This is a genomic window from Streptomyces sp. NPDC059010 (assembly GCF_042740355.1).
Classification (GTDB): domain Bacteria; phylum Actinomycetota; class Actinomycetes; order Streptomycetales; family Streptomycetaceae; genus Streptomyces.
Genome location: NZ_JBHYJA010000001.1, coordinates 211,682 through 230,287 on the forward strand (window position 1 = coordinate 211,682; position 18,606 = coordinate 230,287).

The 18,606-nt window shown below is 66.1% G+C and carries 31 protein-coding genes; 30 read left to right on the forward strand and 1 reads right to left on the reverse strand.

The features are described from left to right. Positions 1–154: 154 nt before the first annotated feature. On the reverse strand, positions 155–1,540 hold the full coding sequence (locus ACFWYS_RS01045) for a S41 family peptidase (RefSeq protein ID WP_384761839.1): 1,386 nt from the start codon (positions 1,538–1,540) through the stop codon (positions 155–157). Positions 1,541–2,100: 560 nt separating this feature from the next. On the opposite strand from ACFWYS_RS01045, the gene rpsJ reads away from it, so the two are divergent. From rpsJ to rplQ, 30 genes are all read left to right on the forward strand, one after another. Beyond that, positions 2,101–2,409: a 30S ribosomal protein S10 gene (rpsJ, locus tag ACFWYS_RS01050; protein WP_003948644.1), complete on the forward strand. Its 309-nt coding sequence runs from the start codon at positions 2,101–2,103 to the stop codon at positions 2,407–2,409. A 17-nt stretch (positions 2,410–2,426) separates the two neighbouring features. Further along, positions 2,427–3,071: a 50S ribosomal protein L3 gene (rplC, locus tag ACFWYS_RS01055; protein WP_384761841.1), complete on the forward strand. Its 645-nt coding sequence runs from the start codon at positions 2,427–2,429 to the stop codon at positions 3,069–3,071. Between the two features lie 8 nt (positions 3,072–3,079). After that, the gene (gene rplD, locus ACFWYS_RS01060; RefSeq protein ID WP_384761843.1) at positions 3,080–3,736 is read left to right on the forward strand and encodes a 50S ribosomal protein L4; all 657 of its coding nucleotides are present in this window, start codon (positions 3,080–3,082) and stop codon (positions 3,734–3,736) included. Further along, positions 3,736–4,155 carry a 50S ribosomal protein L23 gene (gene rplW / locus ACFWYS_RS01065; RefSeq protein ID WP_384761845.1) on the forward strand — a complete coding sequence of 140 codons (420 nt, stop codon included), beginning with the start codon at positions 3,736–3,738 and terminating at the stop codon, positions 4,153–4,155. Before rplD ends, rplW begins: the two co-directional genes overlap by 1 nt. Before the next feature lie 40 nt (positions 4,156–4,195). Beyond that, positions 4,196–5,032, forward strand: a complete 837-nt coding sequence (gene rplB, locus ACFWYS_RS01070) for a 50S ribosomal protein L2 (protein ID WP_059192905.1) — start codon at positions 4,196–4,198, stop codon at positions 5,030–5,032. 12 nt (positions 5,033–5,044) lie between these two features. Next, positions 5,045–5,326, forward strand: a complete 282-nt coding sequence (rpsS, locus tag ACFWYS_RS01075) for a 30S ribosomal protein S19 (RefSeq protein ID WP_019753092.1) — start codon at positions 5,045–5,047, stop codon at positions 5,324–5,326. Positions 5,327–5,370: 44 nt separating this feature from the next. After that, a complete protein-coding gene (rplV, locus tag ACFWYS_RS01080; RefSeq protein ID WP_030046377.1) occupies positions 5,371–5,718 on the forward strand; it encodes a 50S ribosomal protein L22 in 348 nt (115 codons plus the stop codon). Beyond that, complete coding sequence (gene rpsC, locus ACFWYS_RS01085; RefSeq protein WP_031477835.1) at positions 5,718–6,539, forward strand: 30S ribosomal protein S3; 822 nt, start codon at positions 5,718–5,720, stop codon at positions 6,537–6,539. Before rplV ends, rpsC begins: the two co-directional genes overlap by 1 nt. 5 nt (positions 6,540–6,544) lie before the next feature. Next, entirely contained in the window at positions 6,545–6,964 is a 420-nt protein-coding gene (gene rplP / locus ACFWYS_RS01090) for a 50S ribosomal protein L16 (RefSeq protein WP_030967307.1), read from the forward strand. Continuing rightward, a complete protein-coding gene (gene rpmC / locus ACFWYS_RS01095) occupies positions 6,964–7,188 on the forward strand; it encodes a 50S ribosomal protein L29 (RefSeq protein ID WP_003974259.1) in 225 nt (74 codons plus the stop codon). The genes rplP and rpmC overlap by 1 nt, the downstream gene beginning before the upstream one ends. Continuing rightward, positions 7,188–7,475, forward strand: a complete 288-nt coding sequence (gene rpsQ / locus ACFWYS_RS01100; RefSeq protein WP_007384073.1) for a 30S ribosomal protein S17 — start codon at positions 7,188–7,190, stop codon at positions 7,473–7,475. Before rpmC ends, rpsQ begins: the two co-directional genes overlap by 1 nt. Positions 7,476–7,577: 102 nt before the next feature. Next, positions 7,578–7,946, forward strand: coding sequence for a 50S ribosomal protein L14 (rplN, locus tag ACFWYS_RS01105; protein WP_003998823.1), 369 nt, complete (start codon positions 7,578–7,580; stop codon positions 7,944–7,946). Positions 7,947–7,948: 2 nt separating this feature from the next. Continuing rightward, positions 7,949–8,272 (forward strand): 50S ribosomal protein L24, encoded by a 324-nt coding sequence (rplX, locus tag ACFWYS_RS01110; protein ID WP_053674523.1) that lies wholly within the window; start codon positions 7,949–7,951, stop codon positions 8,270–8,272. Next, positions 8,272–8,829 carry a 50S ribosomal protein L5 gene (gene rplE, locus ACFWYS_RS01115; protein ID WP_272112662.1) on the forward strand — a complete coding sequence of 186 codons (558 nt, stop codon included), beginning with the start codon at positions 8,272–8,274 and terminating at the stop codon, positions 8,827–8,829. The genes rplX and rplE overlap by 1 nt, the downstream gene beginning before the upstream one ends. 5 nt (positions 8,830–8,834) lie before the next feature. Continuing rightward, the gene (locus ACFWYS_RS01120) at positions 8,835–9,020 is read left to right on the forward strand and encodes a type Z 30S ribosomal protein S14 (RefSeq protein WP_003948630.1); all 186 of its coding nucleotides are present in this window, start codon (positions 8,835–8,837) and stop codon (positions 9,018–9,020) included. Between the two features lie 213 nt (positions 9,021–9,233). Continuing rightward, positions 9,234–9,632: a 30S ribosomal protein S8 gene (rpsH, locus tag ACFWYS_RS01125; RefSeq protein WP_007384075.1), complete on the forward strand. Its 399-nt coding sequence runs from the start codon at positions 9,234–9,236 to the stop codon at positions 9,630–9,632. A gap of 24 nt (positions 9,633–9,656) precedes the next feature. Further along, complete coding sequence (gene rplF, locus ACFWYS_RS01130; protein ID WP_384761850.1) at positions 9,657–10,196, forward strand: 50S ribosomal protein L6; 540 nt, start codon at positions 9,657–9,659, stop codon at positions 10,194–10,196. 3 nt (positions 10,197–10,199) lie between these two features. Further along, positions 10,200–10,583 (forward strand): 50S ribosomal protein L18, encoded by a 384-nt coding sequence (gene rplR, locus ACFWYS_RS01135; RefSeq protein ID WP_007494754.1) that lies wholly within the window; start codon positions 10,200–10,202, stop codon positions 10,581–10,583. A gap of 38 nt (positions 10,584–10,621) precedes the next feature. Continuing rightward, positions 10,622–11,227: a 30S ribosomal protein S5 gene (gene rpsE, locus ACFWYS_RS01140; protein WP_016434633.1), complete on the forward strand. Its 606-nt coding sequence runs from the start codon at positions 10,622–10,624 to the stop codon at positions 11,225–11,227. After that, positions 11,227–11,409, forward strand: a complete 183-nt coding sequence (gene rpmD / locus ACFWYS_RS01145; RefSeq protein ID WP_005481207.1) for a 50S ribosomal protein L30 — start codon at positions 11,227–11,229, stop codon at positions 11,407–11,409. The genes rpsE and rpmD overlap by 1 nt, the downstream gene beginning before the upstream one ends. A gap of 2 nt (positions 11,410–11,411) precedes the next feature. Next, entirely contained in the window at positions 11,412–11,867 is a 456-nt protein-coding gene (gene rplO / locus ACFWYS_RS01150) for a 50S ribosomal protein L15 (protein ID WP_003974249.1), read from the forward strand. Positions 11,868–12,112: 245 nt separating this feature from the next. Next, positions 12,113–13,426: a preprotein translocase subunit SecY gene (gene secY / locus ACFWYS_RS01155; RefSeq protein WP_384761853.1), complete on the forward strand. Its 1,314-nt coding sequence runs from the start codon at positions 12,113–12,115 to the stop codon at positions 13,424–13,426. Continuing rightward, entirely contained in the window at positions 13,426–14,088 is a 663-nt protein-coding gene (locus tag ACFWYS_RS01160; RefSeq protein WP_384761855.1) for an adenylate kinase, read from the forward strand. Before secY ends, ACFWYS_RS01160 begins: the two co-directional genes overlap by 1 nt. A gap of 154 nt (positions 14,089–14,242) precedes the next feature. Then, the gene (gene map / locus ACFWYS_RS01165; RefSeq protein WP_384761857.1) at positions 14,243–15,079 is read left to right on the forward strand and encodes a type I methionyl aminopeptidase; all 837 of its coding nucleotides are present in this window, start codon (positions 14,243–14,245) and stop codon (positions 15,077–15,079) included. A gap of 249 nt (positions 15,080–15,328) precedes the next feature. Next, positions 15,329–15,550: a translation initiation factor IF-1 gene (gene infA / locus ACFWYS_RS01170; RefSeq protein WP_003948620.1), complete on the forward strand. Its 222-nt coding sequence runs from the start codon at positions 15,329–15,331 to the stop codon at positions 15,548–15,550. Between the two features lie 59 nt (positions 15,551–15,609). Further along, complete coding sequence (gene rpmJ, locus ACFWYS_RS01175) at positions 15,610–15,723, forward strand: 50S ribosomal protein L36 (protein ID WP_003974245.1); 114 nt, start codon at positions 15,610–15,612, stop codon at positions 15,721–15,723. 191 nt (positions 15,724–15,914) lie between these two features. After that, positions 15,915–16,295 carry a 30S ribosomal protein S13 gene (gene rpsM / locus ACFWYS_RS01180; protein WP_062721749.1) on the forward strand — a complete coding sequence of 127 codons (381 nt, stop codon included), beginning with the start codon at positions 15,915–15,917 and terminating at the stop codon, positions 16,293–16,295. A 66-nt stretch (positions 16,296–16,361) separates the two neighbouring features. After that, positions 16,362–16,766, forward strand: a complete 405-nt coding sequence (gene rpsK / locus ACFWYS_RS01185) for a 30S ribosomal protein S11 (RefSeq protein ID WP_003956432.1) — start codon at positions 16,362–16,364, stop codon at positions 16,764–16,766. A gap of 148 nt (positions 16,767–16,914) precedes the next feature. After that, entirely contained in the window at positions 16,915–17,937 is a 1,023-nt protein-coding gene (locus tag ACFWYS_RS01190; protein ID WP_003966937.1) for a DNA-directed RNA polymerase subunit alpha, read from the forward strand. A gap of 104 nt (positions 17,938–18,041) precedes the next feature. Next, positions 18,042–18,536, forward strand: a complete 495-nt coding sequence (rplQ, locus tag ACFWYS_RS01195; RefSeq protein ID WP_384761859.1) for a 50S ribosomal protein L17 — start codon at positions 18,042–18,044, stop codon at positions 18,534–18,536. Positions 18,537–18,606 lie beyond the last annotated feature (70 nt).

The window sequence follows — 18,606 nt, forward strand, 5'->3', positions numbered from 1 at the left end:
GTGCGCTTTTTTTTTGTATTATACCCAACAAAAAAAAAAAAATATTTTTTTTTTTTTTGTCCTTGTGCCCCCCCCGGCCCGCCCGGGGGGGGCCCCCTATCTTTTTGGGCGCCCCGGCCCCCCTTTGCCATGTGCCGGCCCGCCCTGTGCCGCCCTAGTGGCCGCGCAGGATGTTCACCGCCCGGTCGAAGGCCGAGTCCCGCTTCTTGGCGAACTCCTCCTTGGTGAAGACCGGTTCGGACAGGTGGGGCGGGATCCCCGTGCCGTCGAAGGTGCGGCCGGTGCGGGTCAGGTACTCCTCGTTCGGGAGCCAGGCGGCCATGCCGTTCGGGAGCCCCCGCTGCATGACGTCCGAGAAGACGCCCTGGGTGGGCTGTCCGATGCGGATCGTGCGGCCGGGGCGGTCCATGAGGGCCTGGGTGAAGGTCTCGCCGGCGCTCACGGTCGAACCGCCGGTCAGTACGGCGACGGGGCCGGTGTAGCGGGGTGCGGCGGCCGGCCTGACGGGGACGGGCTCCGGGCGGGTGTGCCGGGCCGGGTCGGCGGGGTCGTTGCGGGCGCGCTTGGCGTAGGCGATGTACGGGGTGTCGGTGAGGCGCTCGGCGATACGCAGGGCGAGGGCGTCGGAGCCGCCGCCGTTGACCCGGAGATCGATGATCAGGCCGGTGAGGCGCCGGGTGCGCTCCGGGGTGAGGACGGTGTCCAACGCCCGGTCGAGTACGGCGAGTTGGGTGGCGTACGACGCCGGCTCGGCCGTATAGCCGTCGAAGCCGGAGATCCGGAGGTAGCCCTGGCCGCCGTGCCGGAGGTCCGCATAGGTGATGCGGCCATTGGCGAAGTCCCGACGGTAGGGGGCGTCCTTCAGATCGCGGGCGGTGATGTACTTCTTGACCTTGGCGTCCAGTTCCTCGGTGGGGACCTCGGTGCCGGGGCGGACCTGGGCGAAGACGCGCTCGCCGTCCTGGACGGCGACATGGGCGTCGTGGAGCGGGCGCACCATGTCACTGAAGAGGGCGAAGAGCTCCTGGCGGGTGGTGTCCCGGTGCACCTTGGGGCGGTACTGCTCCCGCACGGCGTGCCAGTCGACGCCCTTCGCGGCGAAGAACGGGTAGTTCTCCTCGAACGACTGCCAGAACACATCGAACGCGGTGCGCGGGTCCTTGGGCGCCGGGCGGGTGCACTCGTCCGGCAGCGCCGGGACGCGCCGCAGATTCCGGTGACCCACGGAGCTGTCCGCGCTCAGCGTGGCGTTGCCGCCGTCGGGGCCGGGGCGGAGGGTGAAGACGATGCCGTCGGCCGTGTAGGTGTGGGGGCCCGACTGGCGTGCGGTGCCGCCCTCCAGACAGCTCACGGACGTCGTTTGGTACTCCCGCAACACACCGTCGTCGAGGCTGAGGACAGTGCCGTAGCCGTCCGTGCGCCAGACGCCGTCGGTACTCGCCCCGCCGGCGGGTACGGCGGCCATCGCACCCCCTGCGGCGCCCGCGGCGAAGGCCAGGGCCACAGCGGTGGCGGTGACGATACGGACGGTCCTGTCCATGGGGTTGCCCTCCCGTTGCGTGACTGCACAGAGCTGCACGTGCCACCACGGTGACCGGTCGGGCGGGGCTCGGACCATCCGGCAGGCCGGTGCTTCGGGGCGGGGGAGAGCACCAGTTCCGCTCAACATGCTCTGGCCCACGGACGCCCGGGTTTGACCTACGTCACGCTCGGGGTATTCTCTCCGGCTCGATTGGCCAGGCCCCTGCCCCGTATGGCAGACTAGCGGGGTTGCTCGGTCGAGTGTTGATGCTGCGCGCCTCCCGCCGGGAGGACCGGAAGCGAGTCCCACAGTACTCGTCGCCCTAACTGCCACAAGGCAGCGCTGGGGCGGACGTACGGGAATCTTTCGGGAAGTGTCAGTGCGGCGCCGGCCAGGCACCCGGTGGGCCTCCAGCCCCCGGCTTGCGGTTCCGGAAGGGCCGTGCTCCCAGGCAGGGGATGTTCGAACAAGGGGCATCTATGTCAGCGAGAGCGCGACACGCCCGACCGCGTGGGTCGGAGGATGACAAGGGAACACCGGGTTCCGGAGCGTAAGAGAGACAGGACTACTGAGTAGCCATGGCGGGACAGAAGATCCGCATCCGGCTCAAGGCCTACGACCACGAGGTCATCGACTCCTCGGCGAAGAAGATCGTCGAGACGGTGACTCGCACTGGTGCGTCGGTCGCGGGCCCGGTGCCGCTGCCCACTGAGAAGAACGTGTACTGCGTCATCAAGTCGCCGCACAAGTACAAGGACTCGCGCGAGCACTTCGAGATGCGCACGCACAAGCGCCTGATCGACATTCTCGACCCGACGCCCAAGACCGTTGACTCTCTGATGCGACTCGACCTCCCGGCCGGTGTCGACATCGAGATCAAGCTCTGAGGGTCGGTGATCTGAGAATGGCTAAGCAGATCAAGGGCATCCTGGGCGAGAAGCTCGGCATGACGCAGGTGTGGGACGAGAACAACCGTGTTGTTCCGGTCACCGTCGTCAAGGCCGGCCCCAACGTCGTCACCCAGGTCCGTACCAACGACGTCGACGGTTACGAGTCCGTCCAGCTCGCCTTCGGCGAGATCGACCCGCGCAAGGTGAACAAGCCCCTCAAGGGCCACTTCGCGAAGGCCGACGTCACCCCCCGTCGTCACCTCGTCGAGATCCGCACCGCTGACGCCTCCGAGTACACGCTCGGCCAGGAAGTCACGGCCGAGGTCTTCGAGGCCGGCGTGAAGGTCGACGTCACCGGCAAGAGCAAGGGCAAGGGCTTCGCCGGTGTCATGAAGCGTCACAACTTCAAGGGCCTCGGCGCCGGTCACGGCACCCAGCGCAAGCACCGCTCTCCCGGTTCCATCGGTGGCTGCGCCACCCCGGGCCGTGTGTTCAAGGGCCTCCGCATGGCGGGTCGCATGGGCAACGAGCGGGTCACCACCCAGAACCTGACCGTCCACGCCGTTGACGCGGAGAAGGGTCTGCTGCTCATCAAGGGCGCGGTTCCCGGTCCGAACGGCGGCCTCGTCCTGGTCCGCACCGCGGCCAAGGGGGCCTGAGGTAACCGATGAGCACTGTTGACATCCTTTCGCCTGCCGGCGACAAGGCCGGTTCCGTCGAGCTCCCCGCGGAGATCTTCGACGTAGAGAAGATCAGCGTTCCGCTGCTTCACCAGGTCGTTGTCGCCCAGCTGGCCGCTGCCCGCCAGGGCACGCACAAGACCAAGCGCCGCGGTGAAGTCCGTGGTGGTGGCAAGAAGCCTTACCGCCAGAAGGGCACCGGTCGCGCCCGTCAGGGTTCGACCCGCGCGCCGCAGTTCGCCGGTGGTGGCGTCGTGCACGGTCCCGTGCCGCGTGACTACTCGCAGCGGACCCCGAAGAAGATGAAGGCCGCGGCCCTGCGCCACGCCCTCACCGACCGGGCCCGCAACAACCGCATCCACGTCGTCTCCGGCGTCATCGAGGGCGAGACCCCGTCCACGAAGGCCGCCAAGACGCTGTTCGGCAAGATCTCGGAGCGCAAGAACCTGCTCCTGATCGTCGAGCGCGCCGACGAGGCCGCGTGGCTGTCCGCCCGCAACCTGCCCCAGGTCCACATCCTGGAGCCGGGCCAGCTGAACACGTACGACGTTCTCGTCTCGGACGACGTGGTCTTCACCCAGGCCGCTTTCGAGTCCTTCGTGTCTGGCCCCAAGGCCGCTGACACCGAAGGGAGCGAGGCCTGATGGCTACGCGTCACCCGAGCATTGCCTCGAAGGCTGCGAAGGCCGCCAAGGCCGCGCGCGTCGCCAAGGCGCGTCGCCACGCCGCCGAAGGCAAGAACACCGTCGTCACCCCGGCCAGCAAGGCGTACACGGACCCCCGTGACGTGCTGCTGAAGCCGGTCGTGTCGGAGAAGAGCTACGCGCTCCTCGACGAGAACAAGTACACGTTCATCGTCGACCCGAACGCCAACAAGACCCAGATCAAGCAGGCCGTCCAGGCGGTCTTCGACGTCAAGGTCACTGGGGTCAACACGATCAACCGCGCCGGCAAGCGCAAGCGGACCCGCACCGGGTTCGGTCAGCGTGCCGCCACCAAGCGCGCGATCGTGACCCTCGCCGAGGGCGACCGTATCGACATCTTCGGCGGTCCGACCGCCTAAGGGCGGTCCGGATCGTCCGATATCGGACGAGGACTGAGAAATGGGAATCCGCAAGTACAAGCCGACTACGCCGGGCCGTCGTGGTTCCAGCGTTGCCGACTTCGTCGAGGTCACGCGGTCCACGCCGGAGAAGTCGCTGGTCCGCCCGCTGCACAGCAAGGGCGGCCGTAACAACGCCGGTCGTGTGACCGTTCGCCACCAGGGTGGCGGACACAAGCGCGCCTACCGAGTGATCGACTTCCGTCGTCACGACAAGGACGGCGTGCCGGCGAAGGTCGCGCACATCGAGTACGACCCCAACCGCACCGCGCGCATCGCGCTGCTGCACTACGCCGACGGCGAGAAGCGCTACATCCTCGCCCCGCGCAACCTGCAGCAGGGTGACCGCGTCGAGAACGGTCCCGGGGCCGACATCAAGCCGGGCAACAACCTGGCGCTCCGCAACATCCCGGTCGGTACCACGATCCACGCGATCGAGCTCCGTCCCGGTGGCGGTGCCAAGTTCGCCCGCTCCGCCGGTGCCTCCGTGCAGCTGCTCGCGAAGGAGGGCCAGATGGCCCACCTCCGCATGCCGTCCGGTGAGATCCGCCTGGTCGACGTGCGCTGCCGCGCCACCGTCGGCGAGGTCGGCAACGCCGAGCAGAGCAACATCAACTGGGGCAAGGCCGGCCGTAAGCGCTGGCTGGGCGTGCGCCCGACCGTTCGCGGTGTGGCGATGAACCCGGTTGACCACCCGCACGGTGGTGGTGAGGGCAAGACCTCCGGTGGTCGCCACCCGGTCTCCCCGTGGGGTCAGAAGGAGGGTCGTACTCGTTCGCCGAAGAAGGCTTCGAACAAGTACATCGTCCGCCGCCGCAAGACGAACAAGAAGCGCTAGGAGCGGGTTTAGATGCCGCGCAGTCTCAAGAAGGGGCCCTTCGTCGACGACCACCTGATCAAGAAGGTGGAAGCCCAGAACGAAGCCGGCACCAAGAACGTCATCAAGACCTGGTCCCGTCGCTCCATGATCGTGCCGGCCATGCTCGGCCACACGCTCGCGGTGCACAACGGCAAGACCCACATCCCGGTGTTCGTCACCGAGTCGATGGTCGGCCACAAGCTCGGCGAGTTCTCGCCGACGCGCACCTTCCGGGGCCACGTCAAGGACGACCGGAAGTCGAAGCGCCGCTAGTAGCGGATCGCATTCAGACACGTAAGTAACTGAGAGGGACAACCATGGAAGCCAGGGCCCAGGCGCGGTACATCCGCGTTACGCCCATGAAGGCCCGCCGCGTGGTGGACCTTATCCGTGGCATGGATGCCACGGAGGCTCAGGCTGTTCTGCGATTCGCTCCGCAGGCAGCCTCCGTGCCCGTCGGCAAGGTGCTCGACAGCGCCATCGCCAACGCCGCGCACAACTACGACCACCCGGACGCCACCTCGCTGTTCATCAGCGAGGCGTACGTCGACGAGGGCCCGACCCTGAAGCGGTTCCGTCCGCGTGCCCAGGGCCGTGCCTACCGGATCCGCAAGCGGACCAGCCACATCACCGTGGTCGTCAGCAGCAAGGAAGGAACCCGGTAATGGGCCAGAAGGTTAACCCGCATGGGTTCCGGCTCGGTGTCACGACCGACTTCAAGTCGCGTTGGTACGCCGACAAGCTGTACAAGGACTACGTCAAGGAAGACGTCGCCATCCGTCGGATGATGACGTCCGGCATGGAGCGCGCCGGTATCTCGAAGGTTGAGATCGAGCGCACCCGTGACCGCGTGCGGGTGGACATCCACACCGCTCGTCCGGGCATCGTCATCGGCCGCCGTGGCGCCGAGGCCGACCGCATCCGCGGCGACCTTGAGAAGCTCACGGGCAAGCAGGTCCAGCTGAACATTCTTGAGGTCAAGAACCCCGAGACGGACGCTCAGCTGGTTGCTCAGGCCGTTGCCGAGCAGCTCTCCTCCCGCGTCTCCTTCCGTCGGGCCATGCGTAAGAGCATGCAGTCCGCCATGAAGGCCGGCGCCAAGGGCATCAAGATCCAGTGCGGTGGCCGCCTCGGTGGCGCCGAGATGTCCCGCTCGGAGTTCTACCGCGAGGGCCGTGTGCCCCTGCACACGCTCCGCGCGAACGTGGACTACGGCTTCTTCGAGGCCAAGACGACCTTCGGCCGCATCGGTGTGAAGGTCTGGATCTACAAGGGCGACGTCAAGAACATCGCCGAGGTCCGCGCCGAGAACGCCGCTGCCCGTGCGGGTAACCGCCCGGCGCGCGGTGGTGCCGACCGCCCGGCCCGTGGTGGCCGCGGTGGCGAGCGGCGCGGTCGCAAGCCGCAGCAGGCTGCCGGTTCCGAGGCCCCCAAGGCCGAGGCTCCCGCGTCCGCTCCGGCTGAGAGCACCGGAACGGAGGCCTGACCGAAATGCTGATCCCCCGTAGGGTCAAGCACCGCAAGCAGCACCACCCGAAGCGCTCCGGCGCGGCCAAGGGTGGCACGACGGTTGCGTTCGGCGAGTACGGCATCCAGGCGCTGACCCCGGCGTACGTGACGAACCGTCAGATCGAGGCCGCTCGTATCGCCATGACGCGTCACATCAAGCGTGGTGGCAAGGTCTGGATCAACATCTACCCGGACCGTCCCCTCACCAAGAAGCCTGCCGAGACCCGCATGGGTTCCGGTAAGGGTTCTCCGGAGTGGTGGATCGCCAACGTCAAGCCCGGACGCGTGATGTTCGAGCTGTCGTACCCCAATGAGAAGATCGCCCGTGAGGCGCTGACTCGTGCGGCCCACAAGCTGCCGATGAAGTGCCGGATCGTCAAGCGCGAGGCAGGTGAAGCGTGATGTCGGCCGGTACCAAGGCGTCCGAGCTGCGCGAGCTGGGCAACGAGGAGCTTCTTGCGAAGCTTCGCGAGGCCAAGGAAGAGCTGTTCAACCTCCGCTTCCAGGCGGCGACCGGTCAGCTCGAGAACCACGGTCGGCTCAAGGCCGTCCGTAAGGACATCGCGCGGATCTACACCCTGATGCGTGAGCGCGAGCTGGGCATCGAGACGGTGGAGAGCGCCTGATGAGTGAGAGCAACGTGACTGAGCAGACTGCAGAGGCCCGCGGCTTCCGCAAGACCCGTGAGGGTCTCGTCGTCAGCGACAAGATGGACAAGACCGTCGTCGTCGCTGTCGAGGACCGCGTCAAGCACGCGCTGTACGGCAAGGTCATCCGCCGTACGAACAAGCTCAAGGCGCACGACGAGCAGAACGCTGCGGGCGTCGGCGACCGTGTCCTCCTCGCGGAGACCCGGCCGCTGTCCGCGACGAAGCGCTGGCGCGTCGTCGAGATCCTCGAAAAGGCCAAGTAATTTCCTGCGGGGCAAATCCCGCAGGTCAGTTCCGCCAGGCTCCGGGTGGGTGTGTAACTTGCACACCCGCCCGGGGAACCGGCAGACAAACAGGAGATAGACGTGATCCAGCAGGAGTCGCGACTGCGCGTCGCCGACAACACTGGTGCGAAGGAAATCCTTTGCATCCGTGTGCTCGGTGGCTCCGGTCGCCGCTACGCGGGCATCGGTGACGTCATCGTCGCCACCGTCAAGGACGCGATCCCCGGTGGCAACGTGAAGAAGGGTGACGTCGTCAAGGCGGTCATCGTTCGCACCGTCAAGGAGCGCCGCCGTCCGGACGGCTCGTACATCCGCTTCGACGAGAACGCCGCCGTCATTCTGAAGAACGACGGCGACCCTCGCGGCACCCGCATCTTCGGCCCGGTCGGCCGTGAGCTGCGCGAGAAGAAGTTCATGAAGATCATCTCGCTCGCGCCGGAGGTGCTGTAAGCATGAAGATCAAGAAGGGCGACCTGGTCCAGGTCATCACCGGTAAGGACAAGGGCAAGCAGGGCAAGGTCATTGCCGCTTACCCGCGCGACGAGCGTGTCCTGGTCGAGGGTGTCAACCGGGTCAAGAAGCACACCAAGGCCGGCCCGACCGCTCGCGGTTCGCAGGCCGGTGGCATCGTCACGACCGAGGCGCCGATCCACGTCTCCAACGTCCAGCTGGTCGTTGAGAAGGACGGCAACAAGGTCGTCACGCGTGTCGGTTACCGCTTCGACGACGAAGGCAACAAGATCCGCGTTGCCAAGCGGACGGGTGAGGACATCTGATGACGACCACCACCAGCCCGCGTCTGAAGCAGAAGTACCGCGAGGAGATCGCGGGCAAGCTGCGTGACGAGTTCAAGTACGAGAACGTCATGCAGATCCCCGGCCTCGTCAAGATCGTGGTCAACATGGGTGTGGGCGACGCCGCCCGCGACTCCAAGCTGATCGAGGGCGCCATCCGCGACCTCACCACGATCACCGGTCAGAAGCCGGCCGTCACCAAGGCCCGCAAGTCCATCGCGCAGTTCAAGCTGCGTGAGGGTCAGCCGATCGGTGCCCACGTCACGCTCCGTGGTGACCGCATGTGGGAGTTCCTGGACCGCACCCTGTCGCTCGCGCTGCCGCGCATCCGCGACTTCCGTGGTCTGTCCCCCAAGCAGTTCGACGGCCGTGGCAACTACACCTTCGGTCTCACGGAGCAGGTCATGTTCCACGAGATCGACCAGGACAAGATCGACCGTACCCGGGGTATGGACATCACCGTGGTCACCACGGCGACCAACGACGCTGAGGGCCGCGCGCTCCTTCGTCACCTCGGCTTCCCGTTCAAGGAGGCGTGAGCGAGATGGCGAAGAAGGCTCTGATTGCCAAGGCTGCTCGCAAGCCCAAGTTCGGTGTGCGTGGCTACACGCGCTGCCAGCGCTGCGGCCGTCCGCACTCCGTGTACCGCAAGTTCGGCCTGTGCCGCGTGTGCCTTCGTGAGATGGCTCACCGTGGCGAGCTGCCGGGCGTGACCAAGAGCTCCTGGTAATCCCTGTTTTTTAGGGATTCCTGAAGCTCTCGGTAAGCATCTGGGTGGACAGGGGCCCACCCCCGCATGGCTTAGGCTTGTGGGGTTGGGCGCCTGTCGCGCCCGTACGACTTACTACGCCGTAGGTCCACCGCGCCGCACCCGTCCCGTCTCGGATCGGGGAGAGGGATGGCGCACCAGGAAACCCCGGCGAGAGAGGCCGAAGGCCAATTCATGACCATGACTGATCCGATCGCAGACATGCTTACGCGTCTGCGGAACGCGAACTCGGCATACCACGACTCCGTGACGATGCCGGCGTCCAAGATCAAGTCTCACATCGCGGAGATCCTCCAGCAGGAGGGCTTCATCACGGGCTGGAAGGTCGAGGACGCCGAGGTCGGCAAGAACCTCGTCCTGGAGCTGAAGTTCGGCCCCAACCGTGAGCGCTCCATCGCGGGCATCAAGCGGATCTCCAAGCCCGGTCTCCGGGTGTACGCGAAGTCCACCAACCTGCCCAAGGTCCTCGGTGGCCTCGGCGTGGCGATCATCTCCACGTCGCACGGTCTCCTGACCGACAAGCAGGCCGGCAAGAAGGGCGTGGGTGGGGAAGTCCTCGCCTACGTCTGGTAGCGGAAGGGAACGGAGGAAACAGCTATGTCGCGTATTGGCAAGCTCCCCATCACGGTTCCCGCCGGCGTGGACGTCACCATCGACGGCCAGACGGTCTCGGTCAAGGGCCCCAAGGGCACGCTGACCCACACCGTCGTGGCGCCGATCGAGATCGCCAAGGGTGAGGACGGCGTCCTGAACGTCACCCGCCCCAACGACGAGCGTCAGAGCAAGGCCCTGCACGGCCTGTCCCGCACGCTGGTGGCGAACATGATCACCGGCGTGACCCAGGGTTACGTGAAGAAGCTCGAAATCAGTGGTGTCGGTTACCGCGTGACCGCCAAGGGTTCGAACCTTGAGTTCGCCCTCGGTTACAGCCACCCGATTCTGGTCGAGGCCCCCGAAGGCATCACCTTCAAGGTCGAGGCGCCCACGCGTTTCTCGGTCGAGGGCATCGACAAGCAGAAGGTCGGCGAGGTTGCGGCCAACATCCGCAAGCTGCGCAAGCCCGACCCGTACAAGGCCAAGGGCGTCAAGTACGAGGGCGAAGTCATCCGCCGCAAGGTCGGAAAGGCGGGTAAGTAAGCCATGGCATACGGACAGAAGATCCTCAAGGGCGACGCCTACAAGCGCGCCGCGATCAAGCGCCGCCACATCCGGATCCGTAAGCACATCAACGGAACGGCGGAGCGTCCGCGTCTGGTCGTTACCCGCTCGAACCGCCACATCGTGGCCCAGGTGATCGACGACATCAAGGGTCACACCCTTGCGTCGGCGTCCACCCTGGACACCTCGATCCGTGGTGGCGAGGGCGACAAGTCCGCGCAGGCCAAGCAGGTCGGCGCCCTGGTCGCCGAGCGCGCCAAGGCCGCGGGCGTCGAGGCCGTCGTATTCGACCGTGGTGGCAACCAGTACGCCGGGCGCATCGCCGCCCTGGCGGACGCCGCCCGCGAAGCCGGGCTCAAGTTCTGAGCCGCTTCCGTAGCTAGCGGAAAGAGAGAGGTAATCCAATGGCTGGACCCCAGCGCCGTGGAAGCGGTGCCGGTGGCGGCGAGCGGCGGGACCGGAAGGGCCGTGACGGCGGCGCTGCTGCCGCCGAGAAGACCGCGTACGTTGAGCGCGTCGTCGCGATCAACCGCGTCGCCAAGGTTGTGAAGGGTGGTCGTCGCTTCAGCTTCACCGCGCTGGTCGTGGTGGGCGATGGTGACGGCACCGTGGGTGTCGGTTACGGCAAGGCCAAGGAGGTGCCGGCCGCCATCGCCAAGGGTGTTGAGGAGGCCAAGAAGCACTTCTTCAAGGTCCCCCGTATCCAGGGCACCATCCCGCACCCGATCCAGGGTGAGAAGGCTGCCGGCGTCGTGCTGCTCAAGCCCGCGTCCCCCGGTACCGGTGTTATCGCCGGTGGCCCGGTGCGTGCCGTGCTTGAGTGCGCCGGTATCCACGACATCCTGTCGAAGTCGCTCGGCTCCGACAACGCGATCAACATCGTGCACGCGACCGTGGAGGCCCTCAAGGGCCTGCAGCGTCCTGAGGAGGTCGCGGCCCGCCGCGGTCTGCCGCTTGAGGACGTCGCCCCCGCGGCTCTCCTGCGTGCGCGTGCCGGGGCTGGTGCGTAATGGCGCAGCTCAAGATCACGCAGACGAAGTCGTACATCGGCAGCAAGCAGAACCACCGTGACACCCTGCGTTCCCTTGGTCTCAAGGGCATCAACACGCAGGTCGTCAAGGAGGACCGCCCCGAGTTCCGCGGCATGGTGCACACCGTCCGCCACCTCGTGACGGTCGAGGAGGTCGACTGATCATGGCGGAGAACAACCCGCTCAAGATCCACAACCTCCGTCCCGCCCCGGGCGCCAAGACCGCCAAGACCCGTGTGGGTCGTGGTGAGGCGTCGAAGGGTAAGACGGCCGGTCGTGGTACCAAGGGTACGAAGGCCCGTTACCAGGTTCCGGAGCGCTTCGAGGGTGGGCAGATGCCCCTCCACATGCGTCTTCCGAAGCTGAAGGGCTTCAAGAACCCGTTCAAGACCGAGTTCCAGGTCGTGAACCTCGACAAGCTGGCCGCTCTCTACCCCGAGGGTGGCGAGGTCACCGTCGAGGGTCTGGTGGCCAAGGGTGCCGTTCGCAAGAACAGCCTCGTCAAGGTCCTCGGCCAGGGCGAGATCTCCGTGGCGCTGCAGGTGACGGTCGACGCCGTCTCCGGCTCCGCCAAGGAGAAGATCACCGCCGCCGGCGGCACCGTCACCGAGCTCGTCTGAACGCAACAGGCGTCTCGATGACTTGAACGATCCCGACCGGGGATACCCCACAAATGGGGTATCCCCGGTTGGTCGTTCCAAGGGGGGCAGTCTCGCCGGTATGGTGGCCTGCACTGCCCACTTTTACTGAGTGCTTCTTGTGGGGCACTCTGAGCGGCAGTTGACCGTTAGCTAAGTCGTTCCTATTAGTCGAACCTCAAGACCGTCACCCTTGACGCAGTAGCGCGGGGGTCGCAGGAGGCACCGTGCTCACCGCGTTCGCCCGGGCGTTCAAGACGCCCGACCTGCGCAAGAAGCTGCTCTTCACGCTCGGCATCGTCGTGATCTATCGGGTCGGCACACATGTTCCGATCCCCGGTGTCGACTACAGGGCCGTCCAGACCTGCATCGACCAGGCGAGCACCAACACAGGCCTGTTCGGTCTGGTCAACATGTTCAGCGGCGGCGCACTGCTCCAGATCACGATCTTCGCGCTCGGCATCATGCCGTACATCACGGCGAGCATCATCCTTCAGCTGCTGACCGTGGTGATCCCCCGCCTGGAAGCCCTCAAGAAGGAGGGCCAGGCCGGTACGGCGAAGATCACCCAGTACACCCGTTACCTGACCGTGGCGCTCGCCATCCTGCAGGGCACCGGCCTGGTGGCCACCGCCCGCAGCGGCTCGCTCTTCCAGAACTGCCAGGTGGCCAGCCAGATCGTGCCGGACCGCTCGATCTTCACCACCATCGTCATGGTGATCACCATGACCGCCGGTACGGCCGTCGTCATGTGGCTCGGTGAGCTGATCACCGACCGCGGTATCGGCAACGGCATGTCGATCCTGATGTTCATCTCGATCGCCGCGACCTTCCCGTCCGCACTGTGGGCCATCAAGCAGCAGGGCTCGCTGGCCGACGGCTGGATCGAGTTCGGCACCGTCATCGCCGTCGGCCTGGTCATGGTCGGCTTGGTGGTCTTCGTCGAGCAGGCCCAGCGCCGTATTCCGGTGCAGTACGCAAAGCGCATGATCGGCCGTCGTTCCTACGGCGGTACGTCGACGTACATCCCGCTCAAGGTGAACCAGGCGGGTGTGATCCCCGTCATTTTCGCGTCGTCGCTGCTCTACATCCCCGCATTGATCGTGCAGTTCACCAACTCGAACGCGTCATGGGCCACTTGGATCAAGGACAACCTGGCTTCCACCTCGGCGCCCGTTCACATCGCTCTCTACTTCTTCCTGATTGTCTTCTTCGCGTTCTTCTACGTGGCCATCTCGTTCAACCCCGAGGAAGTCGCGGACAACATGAAGAAGTATGGTGGCTTCATCCCGGGCATCCGGGCTGGCCGACCGACCGCTGAGTATCTTTCCTATGTGCTCAACCGGATCACCTGGCCGGGCTCGCTGTACTTGGGTCTGATCGCTCTCGTGCCGACGATGGCGTTGGCTGGTTTTGGGGCAGACCAAAACTTCCCGTTCGGCGGGACCAGCATCCTGATCATCGTGGGTGTGGGTCTTGAGACGGTGAAGCAGATCGAGAGCCAGCTCCAGCAGCGCAATTACGAAGGGTTCCTCCGCTGATGCGTATCGTCCTCGTCGGGCCGCCGGGTGCCGGCAAGGGAACGCAGGCCGCGTTCCTCGCCAAGAACCTGTCGATCCCGCACATCTCCACGGGCGACCTGTTCCGCGCCAACATCAGCCAGCAGACGGAGCTCGGGAAGCTCGCGAAGTCCTACATGGACGCGGGCAACCTGGTGCCGGACGAGGTCACCATCGCGATGGCCAAGGACCGCATGGAGAAGCCGGACGCCGCGGGTGGCTTCCTGCTGGACGGCTTTCCGCGCAATGTGTCCCAGGCCGAGGCGCTCGACGAGATGCTTCAGAGCGAGGGCATGAAGCTCGACGCGGTGCTGGACCTTGAGGTCCCCGAGGAAGAGGTCGTCAAGCGGATCGCCGGGCGGCGGGTCTGCCGCAGGGACTCCAGCCACGTCTTCCACGTCACGTACAGCCAGCCGAAGAAGGAAGGCGTCTGCGACGTCTGCGGCGGCGAGCTGTACCAGCGGGACGACGACTCCGAGGAGACCGTGCGCAAGCGGCTGGAGGTCTACCACACGCAGACCGAGCCGATCATCGACTACTACAAGGCGCAGGGACTGGTGGTCACCATCTCCGCGCTCGGCAAGGTCGAAGAGGTCACGGCGCGCGCCATGGAGGCGCTCCAGCGCGACGAGGACGCCAAGTAGGAGCTTTCACAGCTCGTACGTAGCTCAGGCCGCGGTTCCCGATCAGGGGGCCGCGGCTGCTGCGTGGGGTGGGGCGTACAGGCTCCGCCCTTATGGTTGATGCAGTCCCCTCATATCCAGCCCGATATCCAGCCCGAGAAAGGCGCTCGTCCCCATGGTGCAGATCAAGTCCCCCGAGCAGATCGCCAAGATGCGTGAGGCGGGGCTGGTCGTCGCCGCCATTCACGCGGCCACGCGTGAGGCCGCGGTGCCCGGGGCCAGCACCAAGGATCTGGACGAGGTCGCCCGCAAGGTGCTCGCGGAGCACGGCGCCAAGTCGAACTTCCTCGGGTACGGCGGGTTCCCGGCGACGATCTGCACCTCCGTGAACGAGGTCGTGGTCCACGGCATCCCGTCCGACGACGTCGTCCTCAAGGATGGCGACATCATCTCCATCGACGCCGGCGCCATCATCGACGGCTGGCACGGCGACGCCGCGTACACCGCCTTCGTGGGCTCCGGTCACGCTCCGGAGCTGGTCGAGCTCTCCCGGGTGACCGAGGAGTCGATGTGGGCCGGTATCGCGGCCATGAAGCAGGGGAGCCGTCTGGTCGACGTCTCCCGGGCCATCGAGACGTACATCCGCCGGCAGCCGAAGCCGGGCGGCGGTCGCTACGGGATCATCGAGGACTACGGCGGCCACGGCATCGGCACCGAGATGCACATGGACCCGCATCTGCTGAACTATGTCGAGCGGCGGCGGGGCAAGGGGCCGAAGCTGGTCCCGGGGTTCTGCCTCGCGATCGAGCCGATGGTTTCGCTGGGGACGCCGAAGACGGAGGTCCTGTCGGACGACTGGACCGTCATCACCACCGATGGCACGTGGTCGTCGCACTGGGAGCACTCGGTTGCGTTGACCGAGGAGGGGCCGTTGGTGCTCACGTCTCCCGACGGGGGGGCGGCGAAGCTGGCGGAGTACGGGATCGTCGCTGCTCCGGATCCGTTGGCCTGAGTGCCCACCGGGGAGCGGCTCGCGGTTGTGCGGCGGCTGCGGGTCGGTGGGGGCTGGTCGCGCAGTTCCCCGCGCCCCTGGGTCGGCTGTGCTTAGCGATCTTCCCAGTAGGGCAGACTCCCCCGATTCGTCTTTCCGGGTGCGCTGACGTAGACTGACTCGTCGGCTCTCGTGCATCCGCATGCCTGCATGCGCCCGTAAGGGACGCAAAGGGAGTCGATCAAGGTAGTCGATTCCGAAGGGCGAAGCGTGGCCAAGAAGCAAGGTGCCATCGAGATCGAGGGCACTGTCGTCGAGTCTCTGCCGAACGCCATGTTCAAGGTCGAGCTCCAGAACGGCCACCAGGTCCTGGCACACATCAGCGGCAAGATGCGTATGCACTACATCCGTATCCTCCCTGACGACCGGGTCGTGGTGGAGCTGTCTCCGTACGACCTGACGCGTGGCCGGATCGTCTACCGGTACAAGTAGATCTTGCCCGCGCCCCGGGCCTCCCGGGGTGATGGCACTGACCCGGAGAACCTCACCCAATGAAGGTCAAGCCGAGCGTCAAGAAGATCTGCGACAAGTGCAGGGTGATCCGCCGTCACGGTCGGGTCATGGTCATCTGCGACAACCCGCGCCACAAGCAGCGCCAGGGCTGACGCACGACCATTCCCTCTGCATCTCTATCGCAGAGTTTTCGCGCGACGCGAGCTGAATATGTTCATACGCAGAACCCAGACCTTCGGGTCTGACACCCCCGGTTCGGAGGCCGGGGACCCAGTTCGTACCTGGTACGGCGGCTGGGAGTCGGTTCTGTGGAAGACCTCCGAAGATCACCAGGAGCCATTGAATGGCACGCGTTTCCGGTGTTGACATCCCGCGCGAAAAGCGCGTGGAGGTCGCCCTCACCTACGTGTTCGGCATCGGCCGGACCCTTTCGCAGCAGACGCTGGCTGCCACCGGCGTCGACCCGAACACCCGCGTTCGCGACCTCTCCGAGGAGCAGCTCGTCGCGATCCGCGAGTACGTGGACAACAACATCAGGACCGAGGGTGACCTCCGTCGTGAGATCCAGGCCGACATCCGCCGCAAGGTGGAGATCGGCTGCTACCAGGGTCTGCGTCACCGCCGCGGTCTCCCCGTCCGCGGTCAGCGCACCAGCACCAACGCCCGCACCCGCAAGGGCCCGCGTCGCGCCATCGCCGGCAAGAAGAAGCCGGGCAAGAAGTAGTCCACAGCGGACTTCGCCGTTAAGCGGTCTTCGCTGTAGGACCGACCACCTCCCGTAGGAGTACAGATGCCCCCCAAGGGTCGTCAGGGCGCTGCCAAGAAGGTGCGCCGCAAGGAAAAGAAGAACGTCGCTCACGGCCACGCGCACATCAAGAGCACGTTCAACAACACGATCGTCTCCATCACGGACCCGTCCGGCAACGTGATCTCCTGGGCCTCCGCCGGCCACGTCGGCTTCAAGGGCTCCCGGAAGTCCACGCCGTTCGCCGCGCAGATGGCCGCCGAGTCGGCTGCCCGCCGCGCCCAGGAGCACGGCATGCGCAAGGTCGACGTGTTCGTGAAGGGCCCGGGTTCCGGTCGTGAGACCGCGATCCGTTCCCTGCAGGCCACGGGTCTTGAGGTTGGCTCCATCCAGGACGTCACCCCCACCCCGCACAACGGCTGCCGTCCGCCGAAGCGTCGTCGCGTCTGACGCACGGCCGGTTGGCTTCGGGTACTCGGGCGGTACGGCTCTGCAGGGCCGTATCGCCCGTACCCTTGCATTACCCGTCCTTTTCGTCGGGGCGGTTCCGTCGGGCGTCAAATAGCGGGCGTCCACGAAAGAAGGATCTGATCCACACATGCTGATCGCTCAGCGTCCCTCGTTGACCGAAGAGGTCGTCGACGAGTTCCGCTCCCGGTTCGTGATCGAGCCGCTGGAGCCGGGCTTCGGCTACACCCTCGGCAACTCGCTTCGCCGGACCCTCCTGTCCTCGATCCCGGGTGCGGCGGTCACGTCCATCCGTATCGACGGCGTGCTGCACGAGTTCACCACCGTGCCGGGCGTCAAGGAGGACGTCACCGACCTGATCCTCAACATCAAGCAGCTCGTCGTGTCGTCCGAGCACGATGAGCCGGTCGTGATGTACCTGCGCAAGCAGGGCCCGGGTCTGGTCACCGCCGCCGACATCGCGCCTCCGGCCGGTGTCGAGGTGCACAACCCCGACCTGGTCCTCGCCACGCTCAACGGCAAGGGCAAGCTGGAGATGGAGCTGACGGTCGAGCGTGGCCGTGGTTATGTCTCCGCGGTGCAGAACAAGCAGGTGGGCCAGGAGATCGGCCGTATCCCGGTCGACTCCATCTACAGCCCCGTGCTCAAGGTCACGTACAAGGTCGAGGCGACCCGTGTCGAGCAGCGCACCGACTTCGACAAGCTGATCGTCGACGTCGAGACCAAGCAGGCGATGCGTCCGCGTGACGCCATGGCCTCCGCCGGTAAGACGCTGGTCGAGCTGTTCGGTCTCGCCCGTGAGCTGAACATCGACGCCGAGGGCATCGACATGGGCCCGTCCCCCACGGACGCCGCCCTTGCCGCCGACCTGGCGCTGCCGATCGAGGAGCTGGAGCTCACCGTTCGGTCGTACAACTGCCTCAAGCGTGAGGGCATCCACTCCGTGGGTGAGCTGGTCGCGCGCTCCGAGGCCGACCTCCTGGACATCCGTAACTTCGGTGCGAAGTCCATCGACGAGGTCAAGGCGAAGCTGGCCGGCATGGGCCTGGCCCTGAAGGACAGCCCGCCCGGATTCGACCCCACGGCCGCTGCCGACGCCTTTGGCGCCGACGACGACGCGGACGCGGGTTTCGTGGAGACCGAGCAGTACTGAGCAGTACCAGGCAGTACTGACCGGTTGTTGCCGGTGAGCATCCGCTCATCGGGTTCCTGACCCCGGTACCTGACACGGCCGGGGCAGACACACAGGAGAAAGAAATGCCGAAGCCCACCAAGGGTGCCCGTCTGGGCGGCAGTGCCGCGCACGAGAAGCTGCTCCTCGCGAACCTCGCGAAGGCGCTCTTCGAGCACGGCCGTATCACCACCACCGAGGCGAAGGCCCGCCGTCTGCGGCCGTACGCCGAGCGTCTGGTGACCAAGGCGAAGAAGGGTGACCTTCACAACCGCCGTCAGGTGCTCCAGGTCATCACGGACAAGAGCGTCGTCCACACGCTCTTCACCGAGATCGGCCCGCGGTACGAGAACCGTCCGGGTGGTTACACCCGTATCACCAAGATCGGTAACCGCCGTGGCGACAACGCGCCCATGGCTGTCATCGAGCTGGTCGAGGCGCTGACGGTCGCGCAGGAGGCCACGGGCGAGGCCGAGGCCGCCACGAAGCGGGCTGCCAAGGACGCCGAGGTTGCTGAGACCACGGTCGACACGACCAAGGTCGACGACGAGGCTGCGGCCGAGGAGTCCAAGGACGCCTAAGCGTCTGCCGGGTGGCTGTTGTCGGGCGGCTGCGGTTTGCCGTGGTGGTTCGCGCAGTTCCCCGCGCCCC